18 protein-coding genes are annotated in these 13446 nt (G+C 69.7%); 5 read left to right on the plus strand and 13 right to left on the minus strand.

What is annotated here, in order from left to right; translation table 11 throughout:
• Positions 1–106: 106 nt before the first annotated feature.
• The 5 genes from ABZV58_RS17235 to ABZV58_RS17255 all read right to left on the minus strand — a co-directional run bounded on the left by ABZV58_RS17235 (position 107) and on the right by ABZV58_RS17255 (position 4158).
• Positions 107–1312 (minus strand): FAD-dependent monooxygenase, encoded by a 1206-nt coding sequence (locus ABZV58_RS17235; protein WP_355001084.1) that lies wholly within the window; start codon positions 1310–1312, stop codon positions 107–109.
• A gap of 244 nt (positions 1313–1556) precedes the next feature.
• Positions 1557–2204 carry a PadR family transcriptional regulator gene (locus ABZV58_RS17240; protein ID WP_355001085.1) on the minus strand — a complete coding sequence of 216 codons (648 nt, stop codon included), beginning with the start codon at positions 2202–2204 and terminating at the stop codon, positions 1557–1559.
• A gap of 311 nt (positions 2205–2515) precedes the next feature.
• Positions 2516–2773, minus strand: a complete 258-nt coding sequence (locus ABZV58_RS17245) for a S1 RNA-binding domain-containing protein (protein ID WP_355001086.1) — start codon at positions 2771–2773, stop codon at positions 2516–2518.
• A gap of 379 nt (positions 2774–3152) precedes the next feature.
• Positions 3153–3458, minus strand: a complete 306-nt coding sequence (locus ABZV58_RS17250) for a hypothetical protein (RefSeq protein ID WP_355001087.1) — start codon at positions 3456–3458, stop codon at positions 3153–3155.
• 64 nt (positions 3459–3522) lie between these two features.
• A complete protein-coding gene (locus tag ABZV58_RS17255; RefSeq protein WP_355001088.1) occupies positions 3523–4158 on the minus strand; it encodes a TetR family transcriptional regulator in 636 nt (211 codons plus the stop codon).
• Positions 4159–4275: 117 nt separating this feature from the next.
• Between ABZV58_RS17255 and ABZV58_RS17260 the strand changes: the two genes are divergently transcribed.
• Both ABZV58_RS17260 and ABZV58_RS17265 read left to right on the plus strand, forming a co-directional pair.
• On the plus strand, positions 4276–4542 hold the full coding sequence (locus tag ABZV58_RS17260) for a hypothetical protein (RefSeq protein ID WP_355001089.1): 267 nt from the start codon (positions 4276–4278) through the stop codon (positions 4540–4542).
• 130 nt (positions 4543–4672) lie between these two features.
• The gene (locus ABZV58_RS17265) at positions 4673–5614 is read left to right on the plus strand and encodes a sigma-70 family RNA polymerase sigma factor (RefSeq protein ID WP_355001090.1); all 942 of its coding nucleotides are present in this window, start codon (positions 4673–4675) and stop codon (positions 5612–5614) included.
• A gap of 25 nt (positions 5615–5639) precedes the next feature.
• Here ABZV58_RS17265 and ABZV58_RS17270 read toward each other — a convergent pair whose 3' ends face one another.
• Positions 5640–6272, minus strand: a complete 633-nt coding sequence (locus ABZV58_RS17270) for a TetR/AcrR family transcriptional regulator (protein ID WP_355001091.1) — start codon at positions 6270–6272, stop codon at positions 5640–5642.
• A 144-nt stretch (positions 6273–6416) separates the two neighbouring features.
• Here ABZV58_RS17270 and ABZV58_RS17275 point away from each other — a divergent pair, with 144 nt between their 5' ends.
• The 3 genes from ABZV58_RS17275 (at position 6417) to ABZV58_RS17285 (ending at position 8202) form a co-directional block, all read left to right on the plus strand.
• On the plus strand, positions 6417–7292 hold the full coding sequence (locus ABZV58_RS17275; RefSeq protein ID WP_355001092.1) for an oxidoreductase: 876 nt from the start codon (positions 6417–6419) through the stop codon (positions 7290–7292).
• A 131-nt stretch (positions 7293–7423) separates the two neighbouring features.
• On the plus strand, positions 7424–7822 hold the full coding sequence (locus ABZV58_RS17280) for a transcriptional regulator (RefSeq protein ID WP_355001168.1): 399 nt from the start codon (positions 7424–7426) through the stop codon (positions 7820–7822).
• Between the two features lie 80 nt (positions 7823–7902).
• Entirely contained in the window at positions 7903–8202 is a 300-nt protein-coding gene (locus ABZV58_RS17285; protein ID WP_355001169.1) for a DUF3817 domain-containing protein, read from the plus strand.
• A gap of 276 nt (positions 8203–8478) precedes the next feature.
• Here ABZV58_RS17285 and rdgB read toward each other — a convergent pair whose 3' ends face one another.
• The 7 genes from rdgB to ABZV58_RS17320 all read right to left on the minus strand — a co-directional run bounded on the left by rdgB (position 8479) and on the right by ABZV58_RS17320 (position 13390).
• Positions 8479–9090 carry an RdgB/HAM1 family non-canonical purine NTP pyrophosphatase gene (rdgB, locus tag ABZV58_RS17290; protein ID WP_355001093.1) on the minus strand — a complete coding sequence of 204 codons (612 nt, stop codon included), beginning with the start codon at positions 9088–9090 and terminating at the stop codon, positions 8479–8481.
• A complete protein-coding gene (gene rph / locus ABZV58_RS17295) occupies positions 9090–9863 on the minus strand; it encodes a ribonuclease PH (RefSeq protein ID WP_067790707.1) in 774 nt (257 codons plus the stop codon). The genes rdgB and rph overlap by 1 nt, the downstream gene beginning before the upstream one ends.
• Before the next feature lie 55 nt (positions 9864–9918).
• A complete protein-coding gene (locus ABZV58_RS17300; RefSeq protein WP_355001094.1) occupies positions 9919–10683 on the minus strand; it encodes a cyclic nucleotide-degrading phosphodiesterase in 765 nt (254 codons plus the stop codon).
• A gap of 204 nt (positions 10684–10887) precedes the next feature.
• Entirely contained in the window at positions 10888–11598 is a 711-nt protein-coding gene (locus ABZV58_RS17305) for a rhomboid family intramembrane serine protease (RefSeq protein WP_355001095.1), read from the minus strand.
• Positions 11599–11667: 69 nt separating this feature from the next.
• Complete coding sequence (locus tag ABZV58_RS17310) at positions 11668–12630, minus strand: cysteine synthase (RefSeq protein WP_355001096.1); 963 nt, start codon at positions 12628–12630, stop codon at positions 11668–11670.
• Positions 12631–12634: 4 nt separating this feature from the next.
• Positions 12635–12934 (minus strand): MoaD/ThiS family protein, encoded by a 300-nt coding sequence (locus tag ABZV58_RS17315; RefSeq protein WP_355001097.1) that lies wholly within the window; start codon positions 12932–12934, stop codon positions 12635–12637.
• A 33-nt stretch (positions 12935–12967) separates the two neighbouring features.
• A complete protein-coding gene (locus ABZV58_RS17320; RefSeq protein WP_355001098.1) occupies positions 12968–13390 on the minus strand; it encodes a M67 family metallopeptidase in 423 nt (140 codons plus the stop codon).
• Positions 13391–13446: the final 56 nt, after the last annotated feature.

The following is a 13446-nucleotide window of genomic DNA, read 5'->3' on the forward strand; positions in this document are numbered from 1 at the left end:
GTGCTGCCTCCCCACCTCCGAGGGTGAACGATTCCCCACCCAAGGGGGAACACGCGAACCGCCGGTCGCGAACGGTTTTCGCGACCGGCGGTCGTGCGGTCCGCCGTCAGGCGGGGACCGGCTCCGACTGGACCGGCGCGGCCCAGTCGATGCGGTAGCGCTGCTCGGCGCCCATGGTCTTCTCGGGGTTCATCACCGTCTTCACCATCAGCGGCATGAGCAGATTCATCATCTTGCGACCCACCGGACCAGGCGTCTTGCTGCGGTTGATCTTCGCGGCGCGCGCCGCGACACCCTCCACCCGGCCGCGGCGCAGCCGCTCATAGGCCGCGAAGGCCGCCTCCGGCTCCGGCAGATCCCGCAGGCACCTGGCCAGCTGCACCGCGCTCTCGATGGCCAGCGAGGCGCCCTGCCCGGAGCTGTTGGACGGCGCGTGCACCGCGTCGCCGACCAGGACCATGCGGCCGCGGTACCAGTGCGGCACCGGCGGCATGATGTGCAGGCCGCCGGTGACCTCCAGCTGGTCCTCGGTGGTGCTCCGGGCCAGTTCGCCGCCGGGAGTGTCCGCGCCGTAGGTCTCGCGCAGGATCGACAACCAGTGCGACGCCGGGACGGCGCGGGCCTCGGTGAGCGTCAGGTACTGCTTGTGCGGCAGGTTGGCGCCCCAGAAGACCCGTCCGTCACCGGTCGACCAGTACAGGTAGTACGCCTTCTGGCCGAAGGCGAAAACCATGGTGTCGGCGGGTATTTCGGCATCGCACTCGGTGGCCGCGCCGAAACCGAGCATGCCGGTGAACTGGGGGCCCGGCGCGTTCGGGTCGATCAGGCCGCGCACGGTCGACCGGATGCCGTCGGCGCCGATCAGCACGTCCGCGGTCGCGGTGCTGCCGTCGGCGAAGCGCGCGGTGACGCCGTCGGCGTGCTCCTCCACGCCGACCAGACGCTTGTCGAACTCGACGGGGACGCCCGCGGCCACCGCGTGATCGTGCAGCGTCTGGTGCAGTTCGGCGCGATCCACCAATTGCAGCGGCGGTTCGCCGCGCAGGGTGGGCACGTGGTGCCGGGTGCGGCCGACCGAAAGCATCATCTTGGACACCGGCTGCGCGATGCCGCGCACCGGATCGCCCGCGCCGATGACATCGAGCGCCGCCACGCCGTTCGGTGCGAGCGCGAGCCCGCTGCCGATGCCGTAGGACGGGCCGGGGTAGGCCTCGTAGACGCGGGCGTCGATGCCCGCCTTCAGCAGGGCGGTGGCCGCGACGGGCCCGGCGATGCCGCCGCCGACGACGAGTGCGGAACGGATTCTGGACATGAGGTATCTCCGAATGTGAGTCGGTTGGTTTCCTCGAACCGACCCGCGTACCGCGCACCCAGCTATCCTGTGGTTGCCAGCCTCGTGGCCGGGTGCGCTCCGTGCGGGCACGGTTCGAGACGGTTTCATCGGGCTCGGCGGTGGTGTTGCCGCACCTCCGCCGGGTCCGGTCTCGTGTCGCCCCGGGCTGTCGCCGGGGCCGGTGTCTCTCTGCTTCGGCGTTGTGCCTACTGAGACGTTCGGTCTACTGAGGCGCTTGCCCCCTTTCCACCATGTCGAAGACGTCCGACGACGCCATGCCGCCGGTATGCATCTGCCGCCACATCGCCAAGTCGGGGAAGGTGCCGTCGACCAGCTCCGCGCGCCAGGAGCGAGCCCACGCGGCCTCGGCCTCCAACATCGCGAGCCCGTACTCGGTCTCGATCACGAACAGGCGGGGCAGCGTGCCCGCGAGCCCGTCCAGTTCCCGGCGCACGCCCGCGATGATCGCTTCGAGCGCGGCGATCCGGGTGGCGAGCAACTCGATCACCTCGTCCGGCGACAGCGCGCCGATCACCGAGAGGCCCGCCGTGAAGGCGTCGCGCTCGAGCACCGGAGTGGCGATCAATTCTCTTGTCCAGTCGGACATTTCGGTCCGGCCCGCGTCGGTGATCCGATAGATGACGCGCTCGGGGCGCGAGCCCTCGCGTTCACTGCCGACGGGTTCGAGGAAACCGGCCTTGACCATGTTCTGAACCACCGTGTAGAGCGAACCCCACTTGATGTCCATGTCCTGGTCTTTGCCGCGCTCGCGCAGTTTCGAGGCGATCTCGTAGCGGTGCATCGGCCGTTCGATGATCACCGAGAGGATCGCGAGCGCCAGCAGGTTGTTCACCTTGCGCTTCGTGGCCATGGCACCTCCTTACTCGTTTACGAATATACGTGCGCGAGTATTCGCGTACAAGTATCGTTCGCGCGGGTAAGCATCGAGGATTCGTGGGCGGCGCGGAGGCGGAGGCATAGCCCGATCGAGCGCTGCGGACGCACGTCCACAGCCCGCGTATGCCCGGAGCGGATGCGGAGGTAAGCGCGCTGAACGCCCGAAGTCCCGCCCACGAACTGGCCTGAGCGGTACGGAGATACGCATAGGCTGAGGGTGTGCGGAGGCGGGTGGAGTCCGCCTCCGCACACCCTCTCATCCGGAATTCGAAGAGCGACCCGACATCACGCCACGGCCAGGCTCACGCGGTAGCGCTCGGCGTCGATGGCCAGAATCCGGACCGCCATGGCGGCGCCGACCTGCGGTTCCGCCGACCAGTCCGACCATGCGTTGCGGTGCAGCAGACCGTGCACGCCGGGCGCGACTTCGAGAAAGGCGCCGAAGGGCACGATCTGGACGACGGTCGCGTCGAGCACACTCTGCACGCCGTGCGCGGCCGCGAATCGTTGCCACGCGTCGACGTCGAAATCGGTGCGGGACATGAGTTCACCTCCTTTCGCAGTCCCTGAGAAACCTTGCGGTACAGAGAAGAAGCGAAGGAGGAGGCGGGCCACGCGCCCGCCGGAGGGTCACCGAACGGCCGGGCGGCCCATCTGTGTGCGGCGTATCGCCGACCCGGCAGTCACGAATTCAACCTAAAGGCAAGCGAACCCGGCGCGCAAGCCCGCTCCGGGTCGCACTCGACCGGTTCGCGACGGGACAGGACTTCGCCGGCCACGTTGACGCTCGGCGCGGCGGACGGGGCGGCGCATGCCCGGCGAGCACTACCCGCACTCTTGGGTTTTCACGCACGGAGTCATCCGACTCTGGCAGCTTCCACCTCGTCCAGGTGCTCCTCCACAAGCTTGGCGGCGACGCTCATCAGGGCTTGGTCGAGGAGCGCCCGATCGGCGGGGTCGCGATCGTCGTGGGCTTTTCCGCACGCGCCTTGCGCATGGCCACCGCGACGGCGCGTTCGAGCAGACCCGCGCGGTCGCTGTTCTCGGGCACCGAAAAGCCCTCTCCCACATCGGAAGCGCCCGCGCGTGCGCTGTCGCGCAACGGCACCTCCTTCAGGAACCAGGCCACCACGAATCCGGCCAGCGCGACCGGAACGACCCAGCGGAACACGTGATCGATGGTCATGGCGTAGGCGTCGACGATCGGCGCGGACTGCGCCGGCGGCAACGCACGCAACGCCTCCGGGCCAGCGACACGGCAGCGAACGCCGCCGCCAGGCCCCCCTCGCGCGTTATCCGGCGCGCACGGCGTAGTCGCCCAGGCTCGGTTCCAGCGCGTCGAAGGCCACCCGGATGTACTCGGTCAGCGCCGCGGCGATCTCGTCGTTCGATTCGCCCGCCAGGGTGCGGCGCATGGTCTCCTCGAACAGCACCCGGTGCACGCCGCCGAGCTGGGCGGCGGCCACCCGTGGCGCGATGTCATCCTGCGCCGCATCGGTTTCCGCGGCCAGCGTGCGGGCCAGCGCCGCCTCCCTTTCCTCGTGGAACTCGCGCAGGCGCGCGAGCAGCGCGGGGCTCTCGGCGATCATCCTGGCGAACTCGAGACCGGAGAAGCCGACCACCGGGTCCTGCTCGGTGGCCGCGGTGCGATAGGCGTGCCGCAGCGCGGCCAGCGCCGACTGGCCCGGCTCCCGCTCGCGCACTGTGCGGGCGAGCTGGTCGACGAAGACCTCGCCGAGGTCGAGGGCGAGGTCTTCCTTGCGCGGGAAGTAGTTGGTCACCGTCATCTTGGCGACGTCGGCCGCGGACGCGACGTCGGCGATCGTCACCTTGTCGAATCCGCGCTCCAGGAACAGCAGCGTGGCCTGGTGGGAGATGTTCTCGCGCGTCTGCTGCTTCTTGCGCGCACGAAGTCCCTGTTCGGTCATATCGGGAGCGTATACGATCCCGACATAAATTTATAGTTGACATATTTTTATGTCTGATCTAAGTTTGTCTTCGCCGCCGGAGACGACGGCACGAACCGAGAAGGAGACCCCCTGCGCATGACCCACGGCCCCCAGACCGCAGCCCCGATTCAGACCAGCCAGACCGACCGACAGGGAGCAGCCACCGTGGCCGACATCGACACCGCGCACCTCGAGACCGCGATCCGCCGACACCTCGGCGCCACGCCGATCCGCACCGGCAGCCCGATCACCGGATCGCACAACCTCTTCCACGGCGGGCCCGCTCGCCACGACAGCGGCGTCCAGCGCGCGCAGACCCATCGGGGCAAGCCGCGCCGACCGCTGCGCATCCCGGGTCGCTGAGCGAAACCCGCTCGGCAATCCCCCGGCGGCGGGCCGCGCGCGAACCGCACCGCCCGCCGCCACCGGTGACCGGCATTCCCGAACCGCGCCGCCACCGGACCGGCTCCTCGCTCGACCGAAAGGACCACCCGTGCCCCACTCCGTCACCGCCACCCTCACCGAAGACCCGGTGCGGGACTACCTGCGCCACATCGGCCGCACCCCGCTGCTCACCTCCGGCGAGGAGGTAGCCCTTGCCGTCCGCATCGAGGCGGGCGTGCTCGCGCAGCAGCGCCTCGACGAAAGCGCCCACGCCGGAATCGAACTCACCCCCGCCGCGCGGCGCGAGCTGCGCCGCACCGCCGCCGACGGGCTGTGCGCCAAGGACCACATGATCCGAGCGAACCTGCGCCTGGTGGTCTCGATCGCCAAGCGCTATCCGACGCCGACCGGGATGTCGCTGCTCGACCTGGTCCAGGAGGGCACCTTCGGCCTGATCCGCGCGGTGGAGAAGTTCGATCACCGGCTCGGGCTGAAGCTGTCCACCTACGCCACCTGGTGGATCCGCCAGTCCATCGGCCGCGCCCTCGCCGACCAGGGCCGCACCATTCGCATGCCGGTGCACGTCGTCGAGCTGCTCAACCGGGTCAACCGCACCCGGCGCACGCTCGCCCAGCATCTGGGTCGCGAGGCCACCGAGGCGGAGGTCGCCGCGGAGCTGGAAATGCCGGTGGCCCAGGTCGAGGAGGTGCTGCGGCACGGGCGCGAGCCGATATCGCTGCACACTCCGATCGGCGACGGGGAAACCGAGTTCGGCGGGCTCATCCCCGACGACGCCCCCGACCCGGCCGATGTGGTCGCGGCGAGCATGCTGCGCGGCAAGCTGGACACGGTGCTCGCCACTCTCACCGACCGGGAACGCGAGGTGATCCTGCTTCGCTTCGGCTTGGATCGCGGCGAGGGGCGCACGCTCGAGCAGGTGGGCACCGCACTCGGCGTCTCCCGCGAGCGGGTCCGTCAGCTCGAGGCGAAGGCGATGGGCAAGCTGCGCCAGCCCGCGCGCGCGCGTCGCCTCGAAGGCCTGCTCGCGTGACGCGGTAGCCGAGTTCCGGTGGCGGTCAGGGGTTTTCGATCAACGCGATCGCCACCGGAACCAACAGCTCCACCAGAGCCGAGACCGGCGGCCGCGGATCGCAGAGCAGCCACTCGTGGGTGAGTCCGTTGATCGCGCCGATCAGGGCGCTCGCCGCCAGACCGGGACCGCCGCGGATGTGCCCGCCGGGCGCGACGCGCGGCACCACGGCCGATTCGAGCACGGCGGCCCAGGCATGCCTACGTTCGCGCCGGTGCCGCTCCATCCGATCGCTGACCCCGACCACCTCGATGAAGGCCACCTTGGCGCGGTACGGGTCGGCGCCCAGCGAGCCGAGGTAGGCGGTGAGCACCGCGGTCATCGCGGCGCTGGGGTCCAGGCGCGGGTCGAGGGTGGCCAGTGCGCCGCCCACGGCCGCGACGGCGTCGTCCTGGATGCGGTCGTAGGCCGCGGCGAGCACGTCCTCCCTGGTCTCGAACTCCTCGTAGAACTGCCGCTTGGAGAGCCCTGCGGCGGCGCACACGTCGGCGAGCGAGCATTCCGTGTACCCGCGTTCGGCGAAGAGGCGCGTCGCAGCCTCCAGGAACCGCAGCCGCCGTTCCGCCTTGCGCTCGGTGACGGCGCGCCCGCCGTATTGCCTCCCCACCGTGGTCGTCACGTCTTCACCGTAGCGAACCTCGCGCGGGGGTAGCGTCACCGAATCCCGGCGCGGCAGTGCCGGTGCGAGTGTCTGGGCCGATATTCTCCCCACGGGTGCGCGCGCTTCCTTCCCTCCGAACTTACTCCAGAGTAAGGTTGGCCCATGGCGTGGAAACCTACCGAACTCCCGGACCAGACCGGGCGCACTTTTGTCATCACCGGCGCGAACGGCGGCCTCGGCGCGGAGACCACCAAGGTGCTGGCCGCCAAGGGCGCGACCGTTGTGATGGCCTGCCGCAATGCCGCGAAAGCCGAGGAGGTGGCCGCCGCGATCCCCGGTGACGTGCGTGTCGCCGCGCTCGACCTCGCCGACTTGGCCTCGGTGCGCAAGTTCGCCGAGCAGTCCGGCGAGATCGACGTGCTGGTGAACAACGCGGGCCTGATGAACATCCCGTTCTCCCGGACCGCGGACGGCTTCGAGACCCAGTTCGGCGTCAACCATCTCGGTCACTTCGCGCTGACCGGGCTGCTGCTCGACCGCATCCGAGACCGGGTGGTCACGCTGGCGAGCATCGCGCACAAGCAGACACCGAAGCTCTGGATCGATGACCTCAACTACGAGCACCGCCGCTACCAGCGCAATCTCGCCTACGCGCAGGCCAAGCTGTCGAACCTGATGTTCGCGAGGGAGTTGCAGCGCCGCCTCGCCGAGTCCGGCTCGAAGAAGCGCTCGTACGCGGTGCACCCGGGTGTCTCGGCCACCGACCTGTTCGCCAGGACCGAGACTCCGCTCGACCGGATCAGCAAGCCGTTCATCCGCCTGATCGGCCACGCGCCCGCCAAGGCCGCGCACTCGACGCTGTTCGCCGCCGGGATGCCCGACCCCGATCCCGACACCTACTGGGGCCCGACCTGGTTGTTCGGCAGCCAGGGACCGGTCCAGCCGTCGTCCTCCACCAAGCTGTCGAAGAACCCCGAATTGCAGCGCCGACTCTGGGCGGAATCGGAGCGGATGACCGGAGTCACGTACAAGTTCTGAGGCGCGCGCGGCGGGGAGAGCCGAGCGTCGACCTGCTCCTACGCACCCTGTAGTAGACGGGTACCGTAGGAGGCGTGTCCGCTTCTCCCCGCCGCTCGGCACACAATCGCCCGGCCCTGATATTGCTGGTGATGGTGGCCGCCCTCGCCTGCCTGGCGCTCGGCTGGTGGCAGTGGGAACGCTTCGAGTCGTCCAGCGGAACCGGCCAGAACCTCGGGTACGCGCTGCAGTGGCCGCTGTTCGCCGGGTTCGCGGTGTTCGCCTACTTCCGGTTCGTGCGACTGGAGACCGAAGCCGAGGAGCAGGACGCGCCGAGCACCGCACCGCAGCGGACCGACCCCGCGCGGAAGGCCGCGCCGCGGGAGATTCCGGCGGGCATCCTGCCGGAGCGTCCGACGGCCGCGCGCGACGACGACCCGGTGCTCGCCGAATACAACAGGTACCTGGCGGCGCTGAACTCCAAGGAGCTCGACGGCCAGGTTCGCCGGGCGGGCTTGGACACCCGCAACACCGAGAGGAGCGCCGGTTGAGCGCCAGCGAGAACGAGACCACCGTCGCCACCGAGCCCCAGGCCGCTCCCGCGCAGGCCAAGGCGGCGAACACCGCCAAGATCGCCTCGGCGCTGCTGCGCTACCGGGTGCTCGCCTGGACCACCGGACTGTGGCTGCTGCTGCTCACCGGCGAGATGATCGCCAAGTACGGCTTCGACGCCAACCCGCCCAGCTGGATCGCGGTCGTGCACGGCTGGGTGTACTTCATCTACCTGATCGCCACAGCCGACCTGGCGGTCAAGGTGCGCTGGCCGATCGGCCGCACCGTCGGCACCCTCATCGCGGGCACCGTCCCGCTGCTGTCGTTCTTCGTCGAGCACACCAACGCCAAGCAGGTCAAGAACGACTTCGGCGTCTGATCGGGCGGCGTTCGATCCGACGCGTAACCCGCCGAATTCCGGCTGCCGTGCAGGCCACTAGGCCGCGAAGCCGCACCCCGTGGGGTGCGGTCCTCCGCGAGCGCGGCAGGCCATTGGTTCGGCGACCGACCCGCGCGACGTCAGTCCTCAGCGTGCGCGGTGTCGGTCTCGAGCGAGCACGGCGCACAGGTCACTGGCCTTCGCGACCGGCCGCGGGTCAGTCCTCGCGAGCGCGGCGCGCGTGCGACTGGGCTCCGCGATCAACCCCGCGCGGTGTCAGTCCTCGGCGAGCGCGGCCAACGCGGGCAGCAACTGCCGCAGCGCCCGCCCGCGGTGCGAGGCGGCGTCCTTCTCGGCGGGGGTGAGCTGCGCGGCCGAGACCGTGCCGCCGTCCGGAACGAACAGCGGGTCGTAGCCGAAACCGCCCTCGCCCACCGGCTTCCGTGCGATCGTGCCCGGCCACTCGCCGCGCACCACGAGTTCCGTGCCGCCGGGCACCACCAGGGCACAGGTCGAGACGAAACGCCCGCCGCGCCGCTCGTCGGGGACGTCGGTCAGCTGGGCCAGCAGCAGCGCGTTGTTGGCGGCGTCGTCGCCGTGCCTGCCCGCCCAGCGGGCCGAGAGCACGCCGGGCATGCCGTTGAGCGCGTCCACCTCGATGCCGGAATCATCCGCGACACAGGGCAATTTGGTGGCGGCCGCACCGTCGCGGGCCTTGGCCAGCGCGTTCTCCTCGAAGGTCGCGCCGGTCTCGGGAGCCTCTTCGTATGCGGGCACGTCGTCCAAGCCGACGATCTCCACCCCGGCTACGCCCGCCTCGTCCAGGATGCGGCGCAGTTCCTTCAGCTTCTTGCTATTACGGCTGGCGACCAGGACGCGGCGGCTCATCACTTCTTCTTCGACGTCTCGACCGGCTCCGGCAGCACGCCGGGATACGGCAGCGCCAGCGCCTCCTTCTGCACCGTGAACAGCTGCTCGCATCCGGCCAGCGCCGCGTCGAGCAGCTTGTCCAGGGTGGAGCGCGGGAAAGTGGCGCCCTCGCCGGTGCCCTGGATCTCCACCAGGGTTCCGGTGTCGGTGGCGACCACGTTCATGTCGACCTCGGCGCGCGAATCCTCTTCGTAGGGCAGGTCGAGCCGCACCCGTCCGTCGACGACGCCGACGCTCACCGCGGCGATCGCGCACGAGATGGGCTGCGGATCGGCGAGCCCGCCGGAGGCGCCGAGCCAGGTCACCGCGTCGGCGAGGGCCACGTACGCGCCGGTGATGGCCGCGGTGCGAGTGCCGCCGTCGGCTTGGAGCACGTCACAGTCGATGGCGATGGTGTTCTCGCCGATGGCCGCCAGGTCGATGCAAGCGCGTAGCGAGCGTCCGATCAGCCTACTGATCTCCTGGGTGCGCCCACCGACCTTGCCCTTCACCGACTCACGACCGGAGCGGGTGTGGGTGGCCGCGGGCAGCATCGCGTATTCGGCGGTGAGCCAGCCGAGTCCGGAATCGCGCCGCCACGGCGGCACGCTCTCGGTGACGCTCGCCGTGCACATCACCCGAGTCTGACCGAACTCCACCAGCACCGAACCGGCTGGATGCGTGGTGAATCCACGGGTGATACGTACCTCGCGGAGCTCATCGTCCGCCCTGCCATCGGCTCGTCTCGACACGGGGCCAGCCTAGTGGACGACTACGACGCGCTCCGACCGCAACCCCGGCGCCCCGTCAGATGTCGAAGGTCTCCCCCGGCGCGACGGCGTGCACCGGGCCGGTGAACTCGGCCTTGGCCTCCGCGATGACGTCCTCGCGCGAGGTCCACGGCGGAATGTGGGTCAACAGCAGTTCCTTCACGCCCGCGCGCGCCGCGATCTGACCCGCCTCGGTACCCGAAAGGTGGATGCCCGGCGGACGATTCGCCGGATCGTGGGTCCAGGAAGCCTCCGACATCAGGACGTCGGCGCCCAGCGCGAGTTCCAGCACGGCGTCGCACATCGCGGTGTCGCCGGTGTAGACGAAGGTGCGACCCGCCTTGGTGGTGATACGCAGACCGTAGGACTCCGGCGGGTGGTACATCCGTCGCGCGACGACCGTGTGGCCCGGACCGAACTCGATCTGCTCGTCCTCGATCCACGGCCGCATGTCGATCACGTCGGACCAGTCGTCGCATTCGCCGCCGACCTCGGCCGAGGCGTTGCCGATGCGCAGCGCGGCGTCGGAGGGTCCGCGTACGATCGCCCGGCCGACCGGCGGGGTCGGGTGGTAGCGCCGCCACACCAGCAGACCGGGCAGGTCGAGGCAGTGGTCCGCGTGCAGGTGGGTCAGGAAGACGTCGACCTCGCCGGGATCGGCGTAGCGCTGCAACGCGCCGAGCACACCCGGGCCGAAATCGATGACGGTCGGATTCATATCCGGGCCGGTCAGCAAGTATCCCGACGCTGGGGAGTCCGGGCCGGACACACTGCCCGAGCACCCGAGGACGGTAAGGCGCATGCCCTCATGCTGCCACGACGAATTCTCGGTCACGAAATGGTCCCCCAAAATCTCCGACGGGCTGCGCTCTCACCGTGGTGCGCCAAGGATCCCCGCTCGATCCTTCCTACGGCGTCGACGTCCATTGTCAGAGCGTACCCAGCCGCAGGGCGGCTCACGCAGCACCCGCGAAATCACGGATCCGCCAAAAGATTCCGGATGGTCTCAGGCGACCGTCGGCGGTGTGGCGCGCCGTTGCCGCGGCGCCAGCAACCACGCCGCGACGACACCGCCGAGCGCGCCGAAAAGGTGTCCCTGCCAAGAGATTCCGTCCTGTCCGGGCAACACACCCCAGAGCAGCGAGCCGTACACCACCAAGACGACGAGCCCGAGCACGATCTGCCCGACACTGCGGGTGAACCAGCCGCGCAGGATGAGAAAGGTGAGCCATCCGAAGACCAGCGAGGAGGCGCCGATGTGCACGGTGCCGTCGGCGCCGGTGAGCCAGGTGCCCAGCCCCGCGACCACCCAGATGACGCCCGTCGCCGCGAGCCCGCGGCCGATGCCAGCCGCCAGGACGAGGAAACCGAGGACGAGCACCGGCACCGTGTTGCCCATCAGGTGGTCCCAGCCGCCGTGCAGCACCGGAGCCCAGAGAATGCCCCACAAGCCGTCCGCCTCGCGCGGTTCGATGCCCGCGCGGTCGAGTTCGCGGCTGTCGACGGCGTCGACGCCCTCGATGGCGTACAGCAGCAGCACGAACCCGGCGATCAGCGCACCGGCCCGTAGCCAGAGTTGCCGCAGCGCCGCGAAGTCGCCCGCCCGCTGCGGTCGCGTCGGCGCCGCGCCCGGTGTCACCGTGCCGGGGTTACCCAGCCGCGCGCGCAAGGCCGCGATGCGATCCGAATCGAACGAGGGCCCGAGTCCGCCGGTCATGGCAACCTCCTGATCGATGCCACAGCTCGTTCTTCGAGCGTACCGACGCGGAACCGGGACCCGTGCCGATCAAGCCCAGAGCTGACCTTCCAGCCGCTCCTCGGCTTCTTCCAGCGTGCCGTCGTAGGCGCCGGTCGAGAGGTACTTCCAGCCGCCGTCGGCCACCACGAACGCGATGTCGGCGCGCGTCCCCGCCTTGACCGCCTTGCGCGAGACGCCGAGCGCCGCGTGCAGGATGGCGCCCGTCGAGATGCCCGCGAAAATGCCCTCCTCGAGCACCAGTTCGCGGGTGCGCTTGACCGCGTCGAACGGGCCGACCGAGAAGCGGGTGGTCAGCACGGTCTCGTCGTACAGTTCGGGGATGAAGCCCTCGTCGATGTTGCGCAGGCCGTAGACGAGTTCGCCGTATCGCGGTTCGGCAGCGACGATTTCGATGTTCGGGACCTTCTCCCGCAGGAAGCGTCCGGTGCCCATCAGGGTGCCGGTGGTGCCGAGGCCCGCGACGAAGTGCGTGATCTCGGGCAGGTCCGCGAGCAGCTCGGGTCCGGTCGTCTCGTAGTGGGCGAGCGCGTTGGCGGGATTGCCGTACTGGTAGAGCATCACCCAGTCGGGGTTGGCCGCGGCGATCTCCTTCGCCTTGGCCACCGCCTGGTTGGAGCCGCCCGCCGCGGGCGAATCGATGATCTCCGCACCGAACATGGTGAGCAGCTGACGCCGCTCCACCGAGGTGTTCTCCGGCATCACGCACACCAGCCGGTAGCCCTTGAGCTTGGCCGCCATCGCCAGCGAGATGCCGGTGTTGCCGCTGGTGGGCTCGAGGATGGTGCAGCCGGGTGACAGCAGACCGTCGGCCTCGGCCTGCTCGATCATGCGCAGGGCCGGGCGGTCCTTGATCGACCCGGTGGGGTTGCGATCCTCCAGCTTGGCCCACAGCCGCACGTGGTTCTCGCCGTCCCACTGCGGGGACAGCGTGCGCAGGCCGACCAGCGGGGTGTTGCCGAGGGTCGCGATCAGCGATTCGTAGCGGGCCACGGACTCAGCTGATCCGGTCGACGTGCGTCCGCGAGCCACCGGCGACCGCGGGCAGGATGGTGACGCTCGCGCCCGCGGGCACCTCGGCGGCCAGACCACCGGAGAAGCGGACGTCCTCGTCGTCGACGTAGATGTTGACGAAGCGGTTCAGCTTGCCGTCCTTGAGCAGGCGCTCGGCCAGGCCGGGGTGGTTGGCGTCGAGGTCGTCGATCAGCGCGGACAGGGTCGCGCCCTCGGCCTGCACGCGCTTCTCGCCTCCGGTGAGGCCGCGCATGATGGTCGGGATGGACACGGTTACCGACATGGGTACTCCTCGGTTTTCGTCAGGGCTCGGGGGTCAGGCGGTCTCGTAGGAGGCGACGATCCGCACCGGTTCTTCGGTGACCTCGCCGTTTAGGATCCGGTAGCTGCGCAGCTCGTGCTGTTCGGGGTCGCGGGTCGAGACCAGCACGTAGTGCGCGTTGGGCTCGGACGCGTAGGAGATGTCCGTGCGGCTGGGGTAGGCCTCGGTGGCGGTGTGCGAGTGGTAGATCACCACCGGCTCCTCGTCGGCGGCGTCCATCTCGCGCCACACCTTCAGCTGTTCGCCGGAATCGAAGCGGTAGAAGGTCGGCGAGCGTTCGGCGTTGACCATCGCGATGAACCGCTCCGGCCGATCGGACCCTTCCGGCCCCGCGATGACCCCGCAGGCCTCGTCGGGGTGGTCGGCGCGGGCGTGCGCCACCATCGCCGCCACGAGGTCGGCTCTGATCACCAGCACTAGTCGAACCCTTCCGCATATCTTCGCCGACCGGTCACAGCCGACAACGAGCCAGA

The organism is Nocardia sp. NPDC004654, from assembly GCF_040609595.1.
Lineage (GTDB): Bacteria > Actinomycetota > Actinomycetes > Mycobacteriales > Mycobacteriaceae > Nocardia.